This is a genomic window from Enterobacter sp. N5-15 (genome assembly GCF_057221635.1).
In genome coordinates, this window is sequence record NZ_CM170150.1 from 1495137 (window position 1) to 1512086 (window position 16950).

At 57.1% G+C, this 16950-nt stretch carries 18 protein-coding genes; 12 read left to right on the forward strand and 6 right to left on the reverse strand.

Annotation, left to right across the window (positions count from 1 at the left end):
* Positions 1-249: 249 nt before the first annotated feature.
* Positions 250-1935, reverse strand: a complete 1686-nt coding sequence (locus AC2TE5_RS07000) for an aspartate:alanine antiporter (RefSeq protein ID WP_014169303.1) — start codon at positions 1933-1935, stop codon at positions 250-252.
* Positions 1936-2208: 273 nt separating this feature from the next.
* Between AC2TE5_RS07000 and AC2TE5_RS07005 the strand changes: the two genes are divergently transcribed.
* Positions 2209-2583 (forward strand): inner membrane protein YbjM, encoded by a 375-nt coding sequence (locus AC2TE5_RS07005; RefSeq protein ID WP_213328420.1) that lies wholly within the window; start codon positions 2209-2211, stop codon positions 2581-2583.
* Positions 2584-2613: 30 nt separating this feature from the next.
* Here AC2TE5_RS07005 and AC2TE5_RS07010 read toward each other — a convergent pair whose 3' ends face one another.
* A complete protein-coding gene (locus AC2TE5_RS07010) occupies positions 2614-2883 on the reverse strand; it encodes a GrxA family glutaredoxin (RefSeq protein WP_006809455.1) in 270 nt (89 codons plus the stop codon).
* A 184-nt stretch (positions 2884-3067) separates the two neighbouring features.
* On the opposite strand from AC2TE5_RS07010, the gene nfsA reads away from it, so the two are divergent.
* The 11 genes from nfsA to AC2TE5_RS07065 all read left to right on the forward strand — a co-directional run bounded on the left by nfsA (position 3068) and on the right by AC2TE5_RS07065 (position 13833).
* A complete protein-coding gene (gene nfsA / locus AC2TE5_RS07015) occupies positions 3068-3790 on the forward strand; it encodes a nitroreductase NfsA (protein WP_484612907.1) in 723 nt (240 codons plus the stop codon).
* Between the two features lie 69 nt (positions 3791-3859).
* A complete protein-coding gene (rimK, locus tag AC2TE5_RS07020; RefSeq protein WP_024907857.1) occupies positions 3860-4762 on the forward strand; it encodes a 30S ribosomal protein S6--L-glutamate ligase in 903 nt (300 codons plus the stop codon).
* A 63-nt stretch (positions 4763-4825) separates the two neighbouring features.
* The gene (locus AC2TE5_RS07025; protein WP_032658273.1) at positions 4826-5302 is read left to right on the forward strand and encodes a YbjN domain-containing protein; all 477 of its coding nucleotides are present in this window, start codon (positions 4826-4828) and stop codon (positions 5300-5302) included.
* Between the two features lie 351 nt (positions 5303-5653).
* Entirely contained in the window at positions 5654-6766 is a 1113-nt protein-coding gene (gene potF / locus AC2TE5_RS07030; protein ID WP_484612908.1) for a spermidine/putrescine ABC transporter substrate-binding protein PotF, read from the forward strand.
* A gap of 143 nt (positions 6767-6909) precedes the next feature.
* Positions 6910-8043 carry a putrescine ABC transporter ATP-binding subunit PotG gene (gene potG / locus AC2TE5_RS07035; protein ID WP_024907855.1) on the forward strand — a complete coding sequence of 378 codons (1134 nt, stop codon included), beginning with the start codon at positions 6910-6912 and terminating at the stop codon, positions 8041-8043.
* 9 nt (positions 8044-8052) lie between these two features.
* Positions 8053-9006 (forward strand): putrescine ABC transporter permease PotH, encoded by a 954-nt coding sequence (potH, locus tag AC2TE5_RS07040; RefSeq protein ID WP_213328417.1) that lies wholly within the window; start codon positions 8053-8055, stop codon positions 9004-9006.
* The gene (gene potI, locus AC2TE5_RS07045; RefSeq protein WP_047648224.1) at positions 9003-9848 is read left to right on the forward strand and encodes a putrescine ABC transporter permease PotI; all 846 of its coding nucleotides are present in this window, start codon (positions 9003-9005) and stop codon (positions 9846-9848) included. Before potH ends, potI begins: the two co-directional genes overlap by 4 nt.
* A gap of 65 nt (positions 9849-9913) precedes the next feature.
* Positions 9914-10387 carry a YbjO family protein gene (locus AC2TE5_RS07050; RefSeq protein ID WP_029739448.1) on the forward strand — a complete coding sequence of 158 codons (474 nt, stop codon included), beginning with the start codon at positions 9914-9916 and terminating at the stop codon, positions 10385-10387.
* Positions 10388-10427: 40 nt separating this feature from the next.
* Positions 10428-11567 carry a 23S rRNA (uracil(747)-C(5))-methyltransferase RlmC gene (rlmC, locus tag AC2TE5_RS07055; protein WP_484612909.1) on the forward strand — a complete coding sequence of 380 codons (1140 nt, stop codon included), beginning with the start codon at positions 10428-10430 and terminating at the stop codon, positions 11565-11567.
* A 105-nt stretch (positions 11568-11672) separates the two neighbouring features.
* On the forward strand, positions 11673-12380 hold the full coding sequence (locus AC2TE5_RS07060; protein WP_063144471.1) for a response regulator transcription factor: 708 nt from the start codon (positions 11673-11675) through the stop codon (positions 12378-12380).
* The gene (locus AC2TE5_RS07065; protein ID WP_213328415.1) at positions 12364-13833 is read left to right on the forward strand and encodes a sensor histidine kinase; all 1470 of its coding nucleotides are present in this window, start codon (positions 12364-12366) and stop codon (positions 13831-13833) included. Before AC2TE5_RS07060 ends, AC2TE5_RS07065 begins: the two co-directional genes overlap by 17 nt.
* A gap of 79 nt (positions 13834-13912) precedes the next feature.
* Here AC2TE5_RS07065 and artJ read toward each other — a convergent pair whose 3' ends face one another.
* The 4 genes from artJ to artI all read right to left on the reverse strand — a co-directional run bounded on the left by artJ (position 13913) and on the right by artI (position 16939).
* Complete coding sequence (artJ, locus tag AC2TE5_RS07070; RefSeq protein WP_484612910.1) at positions 13913-14644, reverse strand: arginine ABC transporter substrate-binding protein ArtJ; 732 nt, start codon at positions 14642-14644, stop codon at positions 13913-13915.
* 172 nt (positions 14645-14816) lie between these two features.
* Complete coding sequence (artM, locus tag AC2TE5_RS07075) at positions 14817-15485, reverse strand: arginine ABC transporter permease ArtM (protein WP_029739452.1); 669 nt, start codon at positions 15483-15485, stop codon at positions 14817-14819.
* Positions 15485-16201 carry an arginine ABC transporter permease ArtQ gene (gene artQ / locus AC2TE5_RS07080; protein ID WP_025756069.1) on the reverse strand — a complete coding sequence of 239 codons (717 nt, stop codon included), beginning with the start codon at positions 16199-16201 and terminating at the stop codon, positions 15485-15487. The genes artM and artQ overlap by 1 nt, the downstream gene beginning before the upstream one ends.
* Before the next feature lie 6 nt (positions 16202-16207).
* Positions 16208-16939 carry an arginine ABC transporter substrate-binding protein ArtI gene (artI, locus tag AC2TE5_RS07085; RefSeq protein WP_008500032.1) on the reverse strand — a complete coding sequence of 244 codons (732 nt, stop codon included), beginning with the start codon at positions 16937-16939 and terminating at the stop codon, positions 16208-16210.
* Positions 16940-16950: the final 11 nt, after the last annotated feature.

The window sequence follows — 16950 nt, forward strand, 5'->3', positions numbered from 1 at the left end:
TTCCTGCAGGTGGAATAATTTATATATGTTTAATCATATATGTTCTGATTGCAGGATAGAAGCGGAGATGAGAGGTGAGGGAATTTCAGGCAACAAAAAACCCATCAACCTTGAACCAAAACGGCGGGGTTGATGGGCTCCACAAATTGGGGACATCAAAGAAAAGCAGTGGCACTAGTTATGACTGCCCCCTGATAAAAAAGTTCTGCGCGTAACGAAAATAATTTTCACCACGCGCAAACTTAGGAGTTATCCGAGTCCCGGCCAGATGATAATGATCAGCGTACCCGCCAGCGTGAGCAGCACGTTAGCGATAGCATAGGTGCCCGCATACCCCAGCGCCGGGATGTTGCTGCGCGCGGTATCGCTGATGATTTCCATCGCAGGCGCACAGGTACGCGCGCCCATCATTGCCCCGAAGAGCAGGGCGCGGTTCATGCGCAGCACGTAGGCGCCGAACAGGAAACAGATAACCACCGGCACCAGGCTGACGATAAGGCCGGAAACCAGCATCTGCCAGCCGACGGCGCCCAGGCTGTGGCCAATGCCGCTACCCGCGCTCAAGCCGACGCCCGCCATAAAGACCATCAGACCGAACTCTTTCACCATGTTCAGCGCGCCCTGGGGAATGTAGCCGAAGGTCGGGTGGTTCGCTCGCAGGAAGCCCAGCATAATCCCGGCAAACAGCAGCCCGGCGGCGTTACCGATGCCGAAGCTAAAGTTGCTGAACTGGAAGGTGATCATCCCGATCATCAGGCCAACGATAAAGAACGCGCAGAAGGCCAGCAGGTCGGTGACCTGGCTGTGAATGGAGATAAAGCCGATGCGGTCGGCAACGGTTTTCACGCGTCGCGCGTCGCCGCTCACCTGCAAAACGTCGCCTTTGTTGAGCACGACGTTGTCGTCGATAGGCATCTCAATCTGGCTGCGGATCACGCGGTTGAGGAAGCAGCCGTGATCGGTTAGCTTCAGCTGCGCCAGACGGCGGCCAACGGCGTTATGGTTTTTCACCACGATCTCTTCGGTGACGATACGCATGTCGAGCAGGTCCCGGTCGAACACCTCTTTGCCATTACGGAAGCTCGGGTCGAGACGGGCGTGGGCGTCCGGGTAACCCACCAGCGCGATGTCGTCGCCCATCTGCAGCACCGCGTCGCCGTCCGGGTTCGCCAGAATGCCGTTGCGGCGGATACGTTCGATATAGCAGCCCGTCTGGCGGTAAATCCCCAGCTCGCGCAGGTTTTTGCCGTCAGCCCATGCCACCAGCTCTGGCCCGACGCGATAGGCGCGGATCACCGGGAGATAGACTTTACGTTTGGAGTCGGTATCGAGACCGCGCTCGCGCGCGATTTGCTGGGCGCTGGTCTGCAGATCCTGGTGCTGCAGTTTTGGCAGGTAGCGTGCGCCAACGATCAGGCTCACCAGACCAATCAGATAGGTCAGGGCATAGCCCAGGCTCAGGTGGTCGAGCGCGGTAGAGAGCTGCGCGCCGGCCATGCCGGAATGGCGCAGGGTATCACCGGCACCCACCAGCACGGGGGTGGAGGTCATGGAGCCTGCCAGCATACCGGCCGTTAACCCGATATCCCAGCCAAACAGTTTACCCAGCCCTAACGCGATCAGCAGCGCGCTGCCGACCATCACCAGCGCCAGCATCAGATAATTTTTGCCGTCGCGGAAGAAAATTGAAAAAAAGTTCGGTCCTGCTTCCACGCCAACACAAAAAATAAACAGCATAAAACCTAAGTTGAGCGCGTCCGTGTTAATGCTGAAGTGCTGCTGGCCTAATAATAAGGAGACGACTAAAACGCCAATGGAATTACCAAGTTGAACTGAACCCAGGCGCAATTTACCCAGGCAAAGACCCAGCGCCAGTACCACAAATAATAACAGGATGTAATTCCCATTTAACAAGTCTGCGACGTTTATATTCACGGAGGCTAACTTCTTGTTTACCAGTAAGTTGTTGAATGAAAGGACTTTTTGGGCTACTGTTTTCTGGGTCAGGGAAAGGCGTTAACGCTCCCTGTTTCCTGCTTTATTCCCTAAAACATTAGCTGGCGTGTAGTTTAATCGCATTAGCTACTGACAGCTACTGATTATCGCATCACCCTGTGCGTACTTTGGCAAGGATTGCCGCACTGCTTTATCTGACTGGGCGTCTACCCGACGAAGGTATATTTGATAGAGATAAGTCAGGAGGATAGTTTGAACATTAAACGAAACTGGGCGGGGGTGATCAGCTGCTTTTTGCTGTTCACCGTCGTGTGCATGTCGCTCGCTTTTAATGTGAAAGGGGCATTCAGGGCGTCGGGCCATCCGGAGCTGGGGCTGCTCTTTTTTACGCTGCCGGGTGCCGCAGCCAGCTTTCTCTCCCGTAAAGGGGAGGTGGCGAAACCGCTGCTGGGCGCCATGCTGGCCGCACCGCTGTGTCTGCTGCTGATGCGCTTGCTGTATGTGTCGACGAGAAGTTTCTGGCAGGAGCTGGCGTGGTTGCTGAGCGGCGTCTTCTGGTGCGCCCTTGGCGCGCTGTGCTATTTGTTTGTGTGCAGTCTGATTAAGCATCGACGGCACCACAATTAAAAACGCCCTCAGGGTGAGGGCGTCTTAGCATTACTGAGCGGCAAACAGGCCCAGATGCTCTTTGGCGTAAGCTTCAAAGTCAGTGCAGCCGCCGATGTGTTTCTGATCGAGGAAGATCTGCGGTACGGTTTCAACCGGCTTGCCGACGGTTTTTTCGAGATCCGCTTTGGTGATGCCTTCCGCGTGGATATCCACGTAGCGGAAGTTGAAGTCATCGCGCTCTTCGGTCAGTTTCTCAGCCAGCTCTTTCGCGCGCACACAGTAAGGGCACCCTGGACGACCAAAAATTACTGCAAACATTTCTCTCTCCTCAAAAAACAAGCCTGACGGCGAATAGGACATATAGTGCCCGATAACCTGCCGCCATTAAAGAAGGTTTCGCCTGTCGCTTTGATACAGTCAGGCTATGTTTCGCCAATTACATCACGTAAATCATTGCCTATACTGGCTGGCATAAGGTTTAAGCAAGACAAAGAGAGACAAGATGACACCAACGATTGACCTGCTCCGTTCCCACCGTTCCATTCGCCACTTCACCGATGAGCCGATTACCGAGGCGCAGCGTGCCGCGATTATCGACAGCGCCAGGGCGACCTCCAGCTCCAGCTTTCTGCAGTGCAGTTCCATCATCCGCATCACTGACCCGGCCATGCGTGAACAGCTGGTCACGCTGACCGGCGGGCAGAAGCATGTGGCTCAGGCGGCGGAGTTCTGGGTGTTCTGCGCCGACTTTAACCGCCACCTGCAAATCTGCCCTGAAGCCGAGCTGGGGCTGGCCGAGCAGCTGCTGTTCGGCGTGGTAGATACCGCGCTGATGGCGCAAAATGCCTTTACGGCGGCGGAGTCGCTTGGGTTAGGCGGCGTTTATATCGGCGGCCTGCGTAACAACATCGAAAGCGTGACCGAGCTGCTGAAGCTGCCAAAACACGTGCTGCCGCTGTTCGGCCTGTGCCTCGGCTGGCCTGCGGATAACCCGGATCTCAAGCCGCGCATTCCTGCGGCGATGCTGGTGCACGAAAACCACTACCAGCCGGTCGATCAGGACGTCCTGAATCAATATGATGAAGAGCTGGCGAACTACTACATGACGCGCGGCAGCAATAACCGCCGTGATACCTGGACTGACCATATTCGTCGCACCATCATTAAAGAAAATCGCCCGTTTATTCTTGATTACCTCCACAAACAGGGATGGGCGACGCGATAGTCCATTCCTCCTGCGCTTGCCTGCGTATATGATACGCAGGCTTTTTCCATGTCTTCAGAGAGGTGCAGGGTGAAAATTGCCATATTGTCCCGGGATGGAACGCTCTATTCATGTAAGCGCCTGCGTGAGGCGGCGGCGAAACGCGGGCATCAGGTTGAGATCCTCGACCCGATGTCTTGCTATATGAACATCGACCCGGCAGCGTCGTCGATTCACTACAAAGGCCGCAAGCTGCCGCACTTTGATGCGGTGATCCCGCGCATCGGCTCCCAGATCACCTATTACGGCACCGCCGCGCTGCGCCAGTTCGAGATGCTGGGCAGCTATCCGCTCAACGAATCCGTCGCCATATCCCGCGCCCGCGACAAGCTGCGCTCGCTGCAGCTGCTCGCCCGTCAGGGGATCGATCTCCCCGTCACGGGTATTGCCCATTCACCGGACGACACCAGCGATCTTATCGACATGGTGGGCGGTGCGCCGCTGGTCATCAAGCTGGTGGAAGGTACGCAGGGCATTGGCGTGGTGCTGGCGGAGACGCGCCAGGCGGCGGAGAGCGTGATTGACGCCTTTCGGGGCCTCAATGCCCACATTCTGGTGCAGGAGTACATCGAAGAGGCGAAAGGGCGCGACATTCGCTGCTTCGTGGTCGGCAATGAAGTGGTGGCGGCCATTGAGCGGCAGGCGAAAGAGGGCGACTTCCGCTCTAATCTTCACCGCGGCGGCATTGCAAGAATTGCTGATATCAGCGACCGGGAGCGGGAAATTGCCGTCAAAGCGGCGCAAACCCTGGGGCTGGACGTGGCGGGCGTAGACCTTCTGCGGGCGACGCGCGGGCCGCTGGTCATGGAGGTAAATGCTTCGCCGGGGCTGGAAGGCGTGGAAAAAACCACAGGTGTCGATATTGCGGGTAAAATGATCTCATGGATCGAGCGTCATGCCACGCCGGGTTACTGTCTGAAAACGGGCGGTTAAATGGTATTGAACGCACTTTTTGCGTAATCTATGCGAAGTTTTTATTTAAGAGGCTGCACAGCGATGGATTTACAGGTCGTACCTACACTGGATACGTTACGTCAATGGCTTGATGATGCCGGAATTACGTTCTTCGAATGCGATTCCTGCCAGGCGCTGCATCTGCCTCATATGCAGAATTTCGACGGCATCTTCGATGCCAAAATCGATCTCATTAACGACGTGATCCTTTTCTCCGCGCTGGCCGAAGTGAAGCCGTCTGCGCTGCTGGCGCTGGCCTCCGACCTGTCAGCGATCAACGCCAGTTCTTTGACGGTGAAAGCATTTCTCGACATACAGGATGATAATCTGCCAAAACTGGTCGTTTGCCAGTCTTTATTCTCCGGTGCCGGGCTGTCATTCAAGCAGTTCTCCGCGTTTATGCGCTTGAGTGAAGAGCAAATTTCCATGGTCATGATGGAAGCCAATGCACACCATCTGCTGTATAGCGCGGAAGATGATGCAGAGAATAATGATGCATCTCCCAATTTTCTTCACTAAGCCTGTCTGACTTTTGCGCAGTCGCTGCCATAGCGGCTGCAGAAGGCCATTTTTTCTGCTGCTTTTAACCTTTCTTTAAAGAATTTTTCACCTCCCTGAAGGCCGTTTCGGCTTATCACGTAGACATAACCTGCATAAAAAATTGATAAAAGGCGTTTTTTCGTCTGGGCTATAGCCGGAGACACGGGCTACAGTTATTCTTGCGGTGCTTAAAAAAGCGAGCGGAAACTGCCGGGTAAAGAGGTTTCTTTTTATTTTGGGCAGAGCGACAAACTATGCATGATTATTGCATATCTTCAGATTGCACAGTTTTAGTTCGTTTGTTAACGAGCTTTCAGAAGGAATAAAGATATGATCGCCTTGAATAAAAAATGGTTATCGGGTCTGGTTGCGGGTGCTCTGATGGCCGTCTCTGCCGGCACGCTCGCTGCGGAACAAAAAACGCTGCACGTTTACAACTGGTCTGACTATATCGCGCCGGACACGGTGGCGAATTTTGAAAAAGAGACCGGCATTAAAGTGGTCTACGACGTTTTCGATTCCAACGAAGTGCTGGAAGGGAAACTGATGGCGGGCAGCACCGGGTTTGATCTCGTAGTGCCTTCTGCAAGCTTCCTGGAGCGTCAGCTGACGGCAGGCGTCTTCCAGCCGCTGGATAAGAGCAAGCTACCGAACTGGAAAAACCTCGATCCGGAAGTGCTGAAGCTGGTGGCTAAGCATGACCCGGACAACAAATACGCCATGCCTTACCTGTGGGCGACTACCGGCATCGGCTACAACGTTGATAAAGTCAAAGCGGTGCTGGGCCCGGACGTCAAGCTGGACAGCTGGGACGTGGTGCTGAAGCCGGAAAACCTTGAGAAGCTGAAAAGCTGCGGCGTCTCCTTCCTCGATGCGCCGGAAGAGATTTTCGCGACCGTGCTGAACTACCTGGGCAAAGACCCAAACAGCAGTAAAGCCGATGATTACACCGGCCCGGCGACCGATCTGCTGCTGAAGCTGCGTCCAAACATTCGTTACTTCCACTCGTCTCAGTACATCAACGACCTGGCGAACGGCGACATCTGCGTCGCGATCGGCTGGGCAGGGGACGTGTGGCAGGCGGCTAACCGCGCGAAAGAGGCGAAGAACGGCGTGAACGTCTCTTACTTCATTCCGAAAGAGGGGGCGCTGGCGTTCTTCGACGTCTTCGCGATGCCAGCTGATGCGAAAAACAAAGACGAAGCCTATCAGTTCCTCAACTACCTGATGCGTCCTGACGTGATCGCCCACATTAGCGACCACGTTTACTACGCGAACGGTAACAAGGCCTCCGTGCCGCTGGTAAGCGAAGAAATCCGTAACAACCCGGCTATCTATCCGCCGGCGGATGTGTTCGCCAAGCTCTTCATCCTGAAAGTTCAGGATCCAAAAATTGACCGCGTGCGTACCCGCGCGTGGACCAAGGTGAAAAGCGGTAAATAACGGCGTTGGGTATTGTTGCCCGGTGGCGCTAACGCTTACCGGGCCTCTACAACCCGTAGGCCGGGCAAGCGTTAGCGCCGCCCGGCGATGCGCACCCTGACGGTGCGTTTGCACCAGTATTGATCTATGCCGGAGAACACCCCGTGAATGACGCGATCCCCCGCCCGCAGGCGAAAGTCCGTAAAGCGCTGACCCCGCTTCTTGAAATTCGTAACCTCACCAAATCTTTCGATGGCCAGCATGCCGTGGACGACGTCAGCCTGACTATCTATAAAGGCGAAATTTTTGCCCTTCTGGGGGCTTCTGGCTGCGGTAAATCGACCCTGCTGCGTATGCTGGCCGGTTTTGAACAGCCCACCGCCGGGCAAATCATGCTCGATGGTGTGGATCTCTCCAGCGTGCCGCCGTATCAGCGCCCGATTAACATGATGTTCCAGTCCTACGCGCTGTTTCCCCACATGACGGTGGAGCAGAACATCGCCTTTGGCCTGAAGCAGGACAAGCTGCCGAAGGCCGAAATTACCGCGCGCGTGGCCGAAATGCTGAGCCTGGTGCACATGCAGGAGTTCGCGAAGCGTAAGCCGCACCAGCTCTCCGGCGGCCAGCGCCAGCGCGTGGCCCTGGCCCGCAGTCTGGCAAAACGGCCGAAATTATTGCTGCTCGATGAGCCGATGGGTGCGCTGGATAAAAAACTGCGCGACCGTATGCAGCTCGAAGTGGTGGATATCCTCGAGCGCGTGGGGGTGACCTGCGTGATGGTGACCCACGACCAGGAAGAAGCGATGACCATGGCCGGGCGTATTGCGATCATGAACCGCGGGAAGTTCGTGCAGATTGGCGAGCCGGAAGAGATTTATGAGCACCCGACCACCCGCTACAGCGCGGAGTTCATTGGCTCGGTTAACGTTTTCGAAGGGCTGCTGAAAGATCGTCAGGAGGATGGGCTGGTCATCGAATCGCCGGGGCTGCAGCATCCGCTTAAGGTCGATCCTGATAACTCGGTGGTGGATAACGTGCCGGTCTACGTCGCGCTGCGTCCGGAAAAGATCATGCTCTGCGAGGATCCGCCTGCCGATGGCTATAACTTTGCCGTGGGCGAAGTGGTGCACATTGCCTATCTGGGCGATCTGTCCATCTATCACGTGCGCCTGAAAAGCGGGCAGATGCTCAGCGCGCAGCTACAGAACGAACATCGCTATCGCAAGGGGCAGCCGACCTGGGGTGACGAAGTGCGCCTGTGCTGGGACGCTGACAGCTGCGTCGTGCTGACGGTATAAGGAGCGATCATGAGCACACTTGAACCTTCAGCTCGCGTAGAAAAGTCGGGCGGCTTTGCCGGTTTACTGACGCGCATGCAGATGAAACACGGCCGCAAGCTGGTGATCGCCATGCCGTACGTGTGGCTGATCCTGCTGTTCCTGCTGCCGTTCCTGATTGTTTTCAAGATAAGCCTAGCGGAAATGGCGCGGGCGATCCCGCCCTACACCAACCTGCTGGACTGGGCCGACGGGCAGCTGACGCTGACGCTCAATCTCGGCAACTTCCTGCAGCTCACCGACGATCCGCTCTATTTCGAAGCGTATCTGCAGTCGCTGCAGGTGGCGGCGATTTCGACGCTCTGCTGCCTGGTAATGGGCTACCCGCTGGCGTGGGCGGTGGCGCACAGCAAGCCGTCGACGCGTAACATCCTGCTGCTGCTGGTTATCCTGCCGTCGTGGACCTCGTTCCTGATCCGCGTTTACGCCTGGATGGGGATCCTAAAAAACAACGGCGTGCTGAATAACTTTCTCATGTGGCTCGGGGTTATCGATCAGCCGCTGACGATCCTGCACACCAACCTCGCGGTCTATATCGGCATTGTGTACGCCTATCTGCCGTTTATGGTGCTGCCGATCTACACGGCGCTGACGCGCATTGATTACTCGCTGGTGGAAGCGTCGCTCGATCTCGGTGCCCGCCCGTTAAAAACCTTCTTCAGCGTCATTGTCCCGCTGACCAAAGGCGGCATTATCGCCGGGTCAATGCTGGTCTTTATCCCGGCGGTCGGGGAGTTTGTGATCCCGGAACTGCTCGGCGGCCCGGACAGCATCATGATTGGCCGCGTGCTGTGGCAGGAGTTCTTCAATAACCGCGACTGGCCGGTGGCCTCGGCGGTGGCGATTGTGATGTTACTGCTGCTGATCGTGCCGATCATGTGGTTCCACAAGCATCAGCAGAAACAGATGGGAGATCACGGATGAACAACTTACCGGTAGTGCGCTCCCCGTGGCGAATTGCGATCCTCGTTGTCGGCTTTACCTTCCTGTATGCGCCGATGCTGATGCTGGTGATCTACTCCTTCAACAGCTCCAAGCTGGTGACGGTCTGGGCGGGCTGGTCGACGCGCTGGTACAGCGAGCTGTTCCACGATGATGCGATGATGAGCGCGGTAGGGCTGAGCCTGACCATTGCCGCCCTGGCGGCGACAATGGCGTCGGTGCTGGGCACGATCGCCGCGCTGGTGATGGTGCGCTTCGGCCGTTTTCGCGGCTCGAACGGGTTCGCCTTTATGATCACCGCGCCGCTGGTCATGCCGGACGTGATCACCGGTCTCGCGCTGCTGCTGCTGTTTGTGGCCCTGGCGCACGCCATCGGCTGGCCGGCGGATCGCGGCATGCTCACCATCTGGCTGGCGCACGTCACCTTCTGTACGGCCTACGTGGCGGTGGTGATCTCCTCGCGCCTGCGCGAGCTGGATCGCTCCATTGAAGAGGCGGCGATGGATCTTGGCGCGACGCCGCTGAAGGTCTTTTTCATCATCACCCTGCCGATGATTATGCCGGCGGTGATCTCCGGCTGGCTGCTGGCGTTTACGCTGTCGCTGGACGATCTGGTTATCGCCAGCTTCGTCTCCGGACCGGGCGCGACGACGCTGCCGATGCTGGTCTTTTCCAGCGTGCGCATGGGGGTCAACCCGGAGATCAACGCCCTGGCCTCTATCATCCTCGGCGTGGTCGGAATTGTCGGATTTATCGCCTGGTATTTGATGGCGCGCGCGGAAAAGCAGCGCGTGCGCGATATCCAGCGTGCAAGACGCGGCTGAAGGATTTAAAATTTCCAGTGATGTGCCGCGCATGACGCGGCACTGTTTTTCAGGGAAGTAAAACATTGGGATTATTAAAAAAATCACGTACTACGCACGCGCGGCCTAACGTACCTGCACTGGTTCAGGTGGCGGCGCTCGCCATTATTATGATCCGCTGCCTGGACGTGCTGATGATTCTGAACACCCTGGGCGTGCGCGGCATCGGTGAATTCATTCACCGCAGCGTACAGACGTGGAATCTGACGCTGGTCTTTTTGAGCAGCCTGGTGCTGGTGTTTATCGAGATCTACTGCGCGTTTTCGCTGGTCAAAGGGCGCAACTGGGCGCGCTGGGTCTATCTGCTGACGCAAATTACCGCCGCCAGCTATCTGTGGGCCGCCTCGCTGGGATACGGCTACCCGGAGCTGTTCAGCATTGCCGGTGAATCCAAACGCGAGATCCTGCGCGCGCTGTTTATGCAAAAACTCCCGGACATGCTGGTTCTGTTTCTGCTTTTTATCCCCGCCTCCAGTCGGCGGTTCTTCCGCCTGCAATAATGTGTATAATCGCAGCCCTCGTGATCCTTAAGGTTTTCATATGCAGTGCGCACTCTATGACGCCGGACGCTGCCGCTCCTGTCAGTGGATAGAACAGCCGGTCTCTCAACAACTCACCGCCAAAATGGCCGACCTGCAACAGCTGCTGGCAGCGCACGCGGTGGGCGAGTGGTGCGCACCCGTCAGCGGCCCGGAGCAGGGTTTCCGTAATAAAGCCAAAATGGTGGTCAGCGGCAGCGTTGAAAAACCGCTGCTGGGGATGCTGCACCGCGACGGCACGCCGGAAGACTTAACCGACTGCCCGCTGTATCCCGCCTCGTTTGAGCCCGTCTTTGCCGCACTGAAACCCTTTATTGCGCGTGCAGGGTTAACGCCTTACAACGTCGCCCGCAGGCGCGGCGAGCTGAAATACCTTCTGCTGACCGAAAGCCAGAAAGACGGCGGCATGATGCTGCGCTTCGTGCTGCGTTCGGAAGCCAAGCTCGAGCAGCTGCGCGCGGCGCTGCCGTGGCTTCAGGAACAGCTTCCGCAGCTTAAGGTCATTACGGCGAATATTCAGCCGGTGCATATGGCGATCATGGAAGGGGAGAAAGAGATTTTCTTCTCCGAGCAGCATGCGCTGGCCGAAAGCTTCAACGGCGTGCCGCTGTGGATCCGTCCGCAAAGCTTCTTCCAGACTAACCCGACCGTGGCAAGCAGCCTGTACGCTACCGCCCGCGACTGGGTCCGTGCGTTAAACATCCAGCATATGTGGGATCTCTTCTGCGGCGTGGGCGGCTTTGGCCTGCACTGCGCCACGCCAGAAATGCAGCTCACCGGAATTGAGATCTCTGCCGAAGCGATTGCCTGCGCGAAACAGTCCGCCGCCGAGCTGGGGTTAACGAATCTGCACTTCCAGGCGCTGGACTCCACGCAGTTTGCGACCGGCCAGGGCAACGTGCCGGAACTGGTGCTGGTCAACCCGCCGCGCCGCGGCATCGGGAACGCGCTGTGCGACTACCTGAGCCAGATGGCACCGGAGTACATCGTCTATTCCAGCTGTAACGCACAGACCATGGCGAAAGATATCGCCAGCCTGCCGGGCTACCGCATTGAACGCGTGCAGCTTTTCGATATGTTCCCGCATACCGCGCATTATGAAGTGTTGACGTTGTTAACCCGTAGGCCGGGTAAGGCGTAGCCGCCACCCGGCATGAACCCCGCACAATGTTCAACAAAATGTGAACTCTTCCCCCGCTCGAAATCAGGTAAGCTTACGTCATAAGACATGAATAAAGGCTTACCCATGAAGCAGATCCTGCTGGTGGAAGACGACCACGATATCGCGGCGCTTCTGCGACTCAATTTAGAAGACGAAGGCTACGCCATCACCCACGAGCCCGACGGGGGCAACGCCTTACTGCGCCTTGAAAAACAGCCGTGGGATGCGGTGATCCTCGACCTGATGCTGCCCAACGTTGACGGTCTGGAGATTTGCCGCCGCATCCGTCAGATGACGCGCTACCTGCCGGTGATCATCATCAGCGCCCGCAGCAGCGAAACCGACCGCATTACCGGGCTGGAAACCGGTGCCGATGATTATCTGGCTAAGCCGTTCTCCGTGCAGGAATTAATTGCGCGCATCAAGGCGCTGTTCCGCCGCCAGCAGGCGATGGGGCAGGCGCAAACCGACGGTCAAATTCAGGCCCACGGTCTGACCATCGATCCGCTGGCGCGCAGCGTGCTGCTTCACGGCCAGGTGGTGGATCTCACCCCGCGGGAGTTCGAGCTGCTCTACTTTTTTGCCCGTCATCCCGGCGAGGTCTTTTCGCGTCTGGCGCTGCTGGAGCAGGTCTGGGGCTACCAGCACGAAGGCTATGAGCACACCGTTAACACCCATATTAACCGCCTGCGCATCAAGATTGAGAAGGACGCCGCCGAGCCGGAGATTATTCGCACCGTCTGGGGCAAGGGCTATAAATTTGCGGAGCCAAATCATGATGCGCCGCTTTAGCCTGAGCCAGCGCCTGACGCTGCTGTTCATCCTGCTGATGATGCTCTGCGCCACCGTCGCCTGTGCGGTACAGCTCTACACCAGTACGCAGTACGGTAACGCGATGGTGCAGCGGCTGTCGGGCGGGCTGGCGCAGCAGATCGTTCAGCGTGAAGCGATTCTGGACGCGCAGGGCAGGGTCGATCGAACGGCTCTCAAGCCGCTGTTTGACCGGCTGATGACCTTTAATCCGAGCGTTGAGCTGTACGTCGTCTCCCCGGACGGCGATATCCTGGCCGATGCCGCACCGCCGGGGCATATTCAGCGGCAAAAAATCGACCTGGCGCCGGTTCAGACCTTCCTGAGCGGTACTGCCATACCGGTCCTGGGCGACGACCCGCGCAGTCAAAATAAAAAGGTCTTTAGCGCCACGCCGCTGCGGCAGGACGGCGAGCTAAAAGGCTACCTGTACATTATTTTGCAGGGCGAGGAGTCCAACGCGCTGGCGGAGATGGCCTGGCATAAGGCGCTGTGGAGCACGGTGCTGTGGTCATTGCTGTGGGTTGCGCTATTTGGCCTGCTGGCAGGTTTACTGGTCTGGTACTGGGTCACGCGCCCGGTAAAACAGCTGACGGTCGAAGTGGCCGGGCTGGAGCAGGACAGCATAAGCGCTATCAGGCAGTTGGCCGCTCAGCCGTCGGACGCGGCGGCAAAGGATGAAGTGGCTATCCTGCGCAACAGCTTTATCGAGCTGGCGCGCAAAATCACCCGCCAGTGGGACCAGCTGGCCGACAGCGATCGCCAGCGCCGGGAGTTTATCGCGAATATTTCGCACGATCTCCGTACGCCGCTAACCTCGCTGCTGGGCTATCTGGAAACCCTGTCGCTAAAATCCGCCACGCTGACGCCGCAGGAGCACCAGCAGTATCTCGCCACCGCGCTGCGTCAGGGGCAAAAAGTCCGCCATCTTTCGCAGCAGCTGTTTGAGCTGGCGCGCCTTGAGCACGGCGGCATTAAGCCGCAGCGCGAGCGTTTCGCGATGGGGGAGCTGATTTCCGACGTGGCGCAGAAGTTTGAGCTCACCGCCCGCACGCGGGAAGTGAATCTGCATATTGACGTGCCGGGACCGCTGCCGCTGATTAACGCCGATGTGTCGATGATCGAACGCGTGGTGACCAACCTGCTCGATAACGCGATGCGCCATACGCCAGGCGGCGGGGAAATTCGTCTGGCTGTCTGGCAGGAGAATGAACGGCTTCAGGTCGAAGTGGCGGACAGCGGAACGGGCGTGGACGCCTCGCTGCGCGACGATCTGTTCCAGCGGCCATCGGCGTTGAATACCCAGGCATCGCGGGAGAATCGCGGCGGGTTGGGGCTGTTAATCGTGAAACGCATGCTGGAGCTGCACGGCGGCGGGATCAGGCTGATGGAGTCGGCGAGCGGGGCGCGGTTCAGGTTCTTTGTGCCGCTGTGAGAGAGTGCCGGGTGGCGGCTTCGCCTTACCCGGCCTACAGACTACCACCCCCGTAGGCCGAGTCACCCGGCAAAAAACGTTACTGCGGGAACCACTGCTCGCTAATTTTCTGGTACGTACCGTCTGCTTTAATCGCTTTCAGCGCGCCGTTCAGTTTTTCCAGCAGGGCTTTGTTATCCGGGCGTACCGCGATGCCGAGGCCTGTACCAAAGTACTGTGGATCGGTCACTTTCTCGGTTGCGGTGCCCAGCTGCGGGTTGGTCTTCAGCCATTCATTCACCACCGCGGTATCGCCGAACACGCCGTCGATGCGGCCATTTTTCAGGTCGATAATCGCGTTCTGATAGCTGTCATAGGCTACGGTTTTCACTTCAGGATGCTTGTCCTGGAGATACTTCTGGTGCGTGGTGCCGTTTTCCATTCCGATGCGTTTGCCTTTCAGCTGATCGAAAGAGGTATAAGCGCCTTTCTTCGCAATCACGACCGCAGAGTTGGAGTAGTACGGGTCGGTAAACGCGACCTGCTTGCTGCGCTCAGGCGTGATGTCCATCCCGGAGATCACCGCATCGTATTTTTTAAATTTCAGCGACGGGATCAGGCTGTCGAAGGCATGGTTGGTAAAGGTGCAGTCGGCCTGCATTTGTTTGCACAGCGCTTTCGCCAGATCGATATCGAAACCCACGATCTGGTTGCTGGCATCCAGCGATTCAAACGGCGGATAGGTGGCGGACACGCCAAAATTGATTTTATCTGCTGCGGATGCGCCAGCGGCGAAGGTGGCGAGTAATGCGGCCAGAACTAACTTTTTCATTGTAATGCTCCCGTCTGTCTTATTTATGCGCCGTGTCTGCGGCATGGATGTACAATGCCAGTTAATGAATTTATATGCAATAAAAATGATTAAGTATTGTTGCGTGGCAAAAAAAAGCGGATAACCCATCAGGTTACCCGCTCCATAAATACCGTTTTATGCACTCGCGTAGTTAATTTCTGCGCTCAAACGCTAACGCTCTACGCTCGATCAGGCGCATCATCAGCGTCAACAGACCGTTAACCACCAGGTAAACCACGCCTGCCGCACCGAACACCATCACGTCATAGGTGCGTCCATAGAGCAGCTGTCCGTGACCCATCACCTCCATCAGGGTGATGGTGTAGGCCAGAGAGGTACTCTTGAACACCAGCACCACTTCGTTGGAGTAAGAGGAGAGCGCGCGCTTAAAGGCGTACGGCAGCAGGATCGCCAGCGTGTCTTTCTTGCTCATGCCCAGCGCCCCGCAGGACTGCCATTGTCCTTCAGGAATGGCGCGGATCGCCCCGTAGAACAGCTGGGTGGTATAGGCCGCACTGTTGAGCGAAAGGGCAATCAGGGCACACAGCCACGGTTCAGAGAGCAGATGCCAGATAACCGGATACTCCTGCAGCGACGGGAACTGGCCCGGGCCGTAGTAAATCAGGAAGATCTGCACCAGCAGCGGCGTACCGGTAAAGAGGGTGATGTAACCGCGCACAATCCACACCAGCACCGGCGTTTTCAGCGTCAGGATGATGGTGAAGATAAGGGCCAGGATCAGCGCCACGATAATGGACGCCACGGTCAGCGTCAGGCTGGTGTGCAGCCCTTTCATCAACTCGGGGAAATATTCAAGCATCAGCCTGGTCTCCGTTCAAAGCGCGTCGCACGCAGGTCAATACGCTTGAGGATGTACTGACTGAGCAACGTGATCACCAGGTAGATAGCCGCCGCCACAATGTACCAGGTAAAAGGCTCCTGGGTACGGGTGGCGATGCTTTTGGTTTGCAGCATCAGATCGTTAACGCTTATCAGGCTCACCAGCGCGGTATCTTTCAGCAGCACCAGCCACTGGTTGCCGAGGCCCGGCAGGGCATGGCGCCACATCTGCGGCATAACCAGACGGAAGAAGATGGCTGACTTCGACAGGCCTAACGCCTGACCCGACTCCCACTGACCCTGCGGCACGGCTTTCAGCGCACCGCGCAGCGTTTGCGACGCGTATGCGGAGTAGAGCAGGGAGAGGGCAATCACGCCGCACAGGAACGGGCTGACGTCGAAGTTTTCAATCTGCATCTGCACCGGGATCTGCGCAAAGCCAAGATTGAGGGTGAAGCCGTCAGACAGCGTGAGCAGCAGCTGCGAAGAGCCGAAATAGATAAACAGGACCACCAGAATTTCCGGTAGCCCACGCAGCACGGTGACCAGCGCGGAGCCTGTCCAGGCGACGGGGAACCATTTCGCGGATTCCCACACCGCAAAGAACATCGCCAGCACGAGGCCGATAATCAGTGCGCAAACGGCAAGGCCGACGGTCATCCCGGCGGCGCTTGCTAAAGGAAAAATTTCATTCATCAGGAATTACTTCTGGAACCATTTTTTGTAGATGGTTTCGTAGGTGCCGTCTTTCTTCACTTTTTCCAGCGCAGCGTTGAATTTCTGCTGCAGCTCAGTGTTGCCCTGACGAACGGCAATCCCCAGACCGGTACCGAAGTAATCCTTATCGGTCACTTTGTCGCCCACTGGCGCCAGCTTGTCGTTGGCTTTCAGCCACTCGGTCACGACCGCGGTATCACCAAATACGCCGTCGATACGGCCATTTTGCAGATCCAGCTTCGCGTTCTGGTAGCTGTCATACGGAACGGTGGTGATTTCCGGATGTTTATCCATGATGAATTTCTGGTGCGTGGTGCCGTTCTGCACGCCGACTTTTTTGCCTTTCAGCTGATCGACAGAGGTGAATTTCCCTTTCTGACCAATGAACAGGGCGGAGTTGTCGTAGTAAGGGGTGGTGAACAGCACCTGCTTTTCACGCTCCGGGGTGATGTCCATACCGGCCATCACGGCGTCGATACGGCGGAACTTCAGGCTTGGGATCAGGCTGTCGAACGCCTGGTTGCTGAAGGTACAGGTCGCGTCGATCTCTTTACACAGGGCGTTAGCCAGGTCCACGTCGAAGCCAACAATTTTATTGTTCGCATCAATCGACTCAAACGGAGGGTAAGAGGCTTCCGTGGCGAAACGAATGGTCTGGGCTGCGGTAGCAGAAAGGGTAACGCCAGCAAGCAGCACGGCAAGTAATACTTTTTTCATTATATTTCCCC

Coding starts and splice junctions, on each gene's coding strand:
- artQ (WP_025756069.1), bottom strand. CDS start 16,201: ATGAATGAAATTTTTCCTTTAGCAAGCGCCGCCGGGATGACCGTCGGC.
- AC2TE5_RS07060 (WP_063144471.1), top strand. CDS start 11,673: ATGAAGCAGATCCTGCTGGTGGAAGACGACCACGATATCGCGGCGCTT.
- artI (WP_008500032.1), bottom strand. CDS start 16,939: ATGAAAAAAGTATTACTTGCCGTGCTGCTTGCTGGCGTTACCCTTTCT.
- nfsA (WP_484612907.1), top strand. CDS start 3,068: ATGACACCAACGATTGACCTGCTCCGTTCCCACCGTTCCATTCGCCAC.
- AC2TE5_RS07010 (WP_006809455.1), bottom strand. CDS start 2,883: ATGTTTGCAGTAATTTTTGGTCGTCCAGGGTGCCCTTACTGTGTGCGC.
- potI (WP_047648224.1), top strand. CDS start 9,003: ATGAACAACTTACCGGTAGTGCGCTCCCCGTGGCGAATTGCGATCCTC.
- artJ (WP_484612910.1), bottom strand. CDS start 14,644: ATGAAAAAGTTAGTTCTGGCCGCATTACTCGCCACCTTCGCCGCTGGC.
- potH (WP_213328417.1), top strand. CDS start 8,053: ATGAGCACACTTGAACCTTCAGCTCGCGTAGAAAAGTCGGGCGGCTTT.
- potF (WP_484612908.1), top strand. CDS start 5,654: ATGATCGCCTTGAATAAAAAATGGTTATCGGGTCTGGTTGCGGGTGCT.
- rlmC (WP_484612909.1), top strand. CDS start 10,428: ATGCAGTGCGCACTCTATGACGCCGGACGCTGCCGCTCCTGTCAGTGG.
- AC2TE5_RS07065 (WP_213328415.1), top strand. CDS start 12,364: ATGATGCGCCGCTTTAGCCTGAGCCAGCGCCTGACGCTGCTGTTCATC.
- AC2TE5_RS07025 (WP_032658273.1), top strand. CDS start 4,826: ATGGATTTACAGGTCGTACCTACACTGGATACGTTACGTCAATGGCTT.
- artM (WP_029739452.1), bottom strand. CDS start 15,485: ATGCTTGAATATTTCCCCGAGTTGATGAAAGGGCTGCACACCAGCCTG.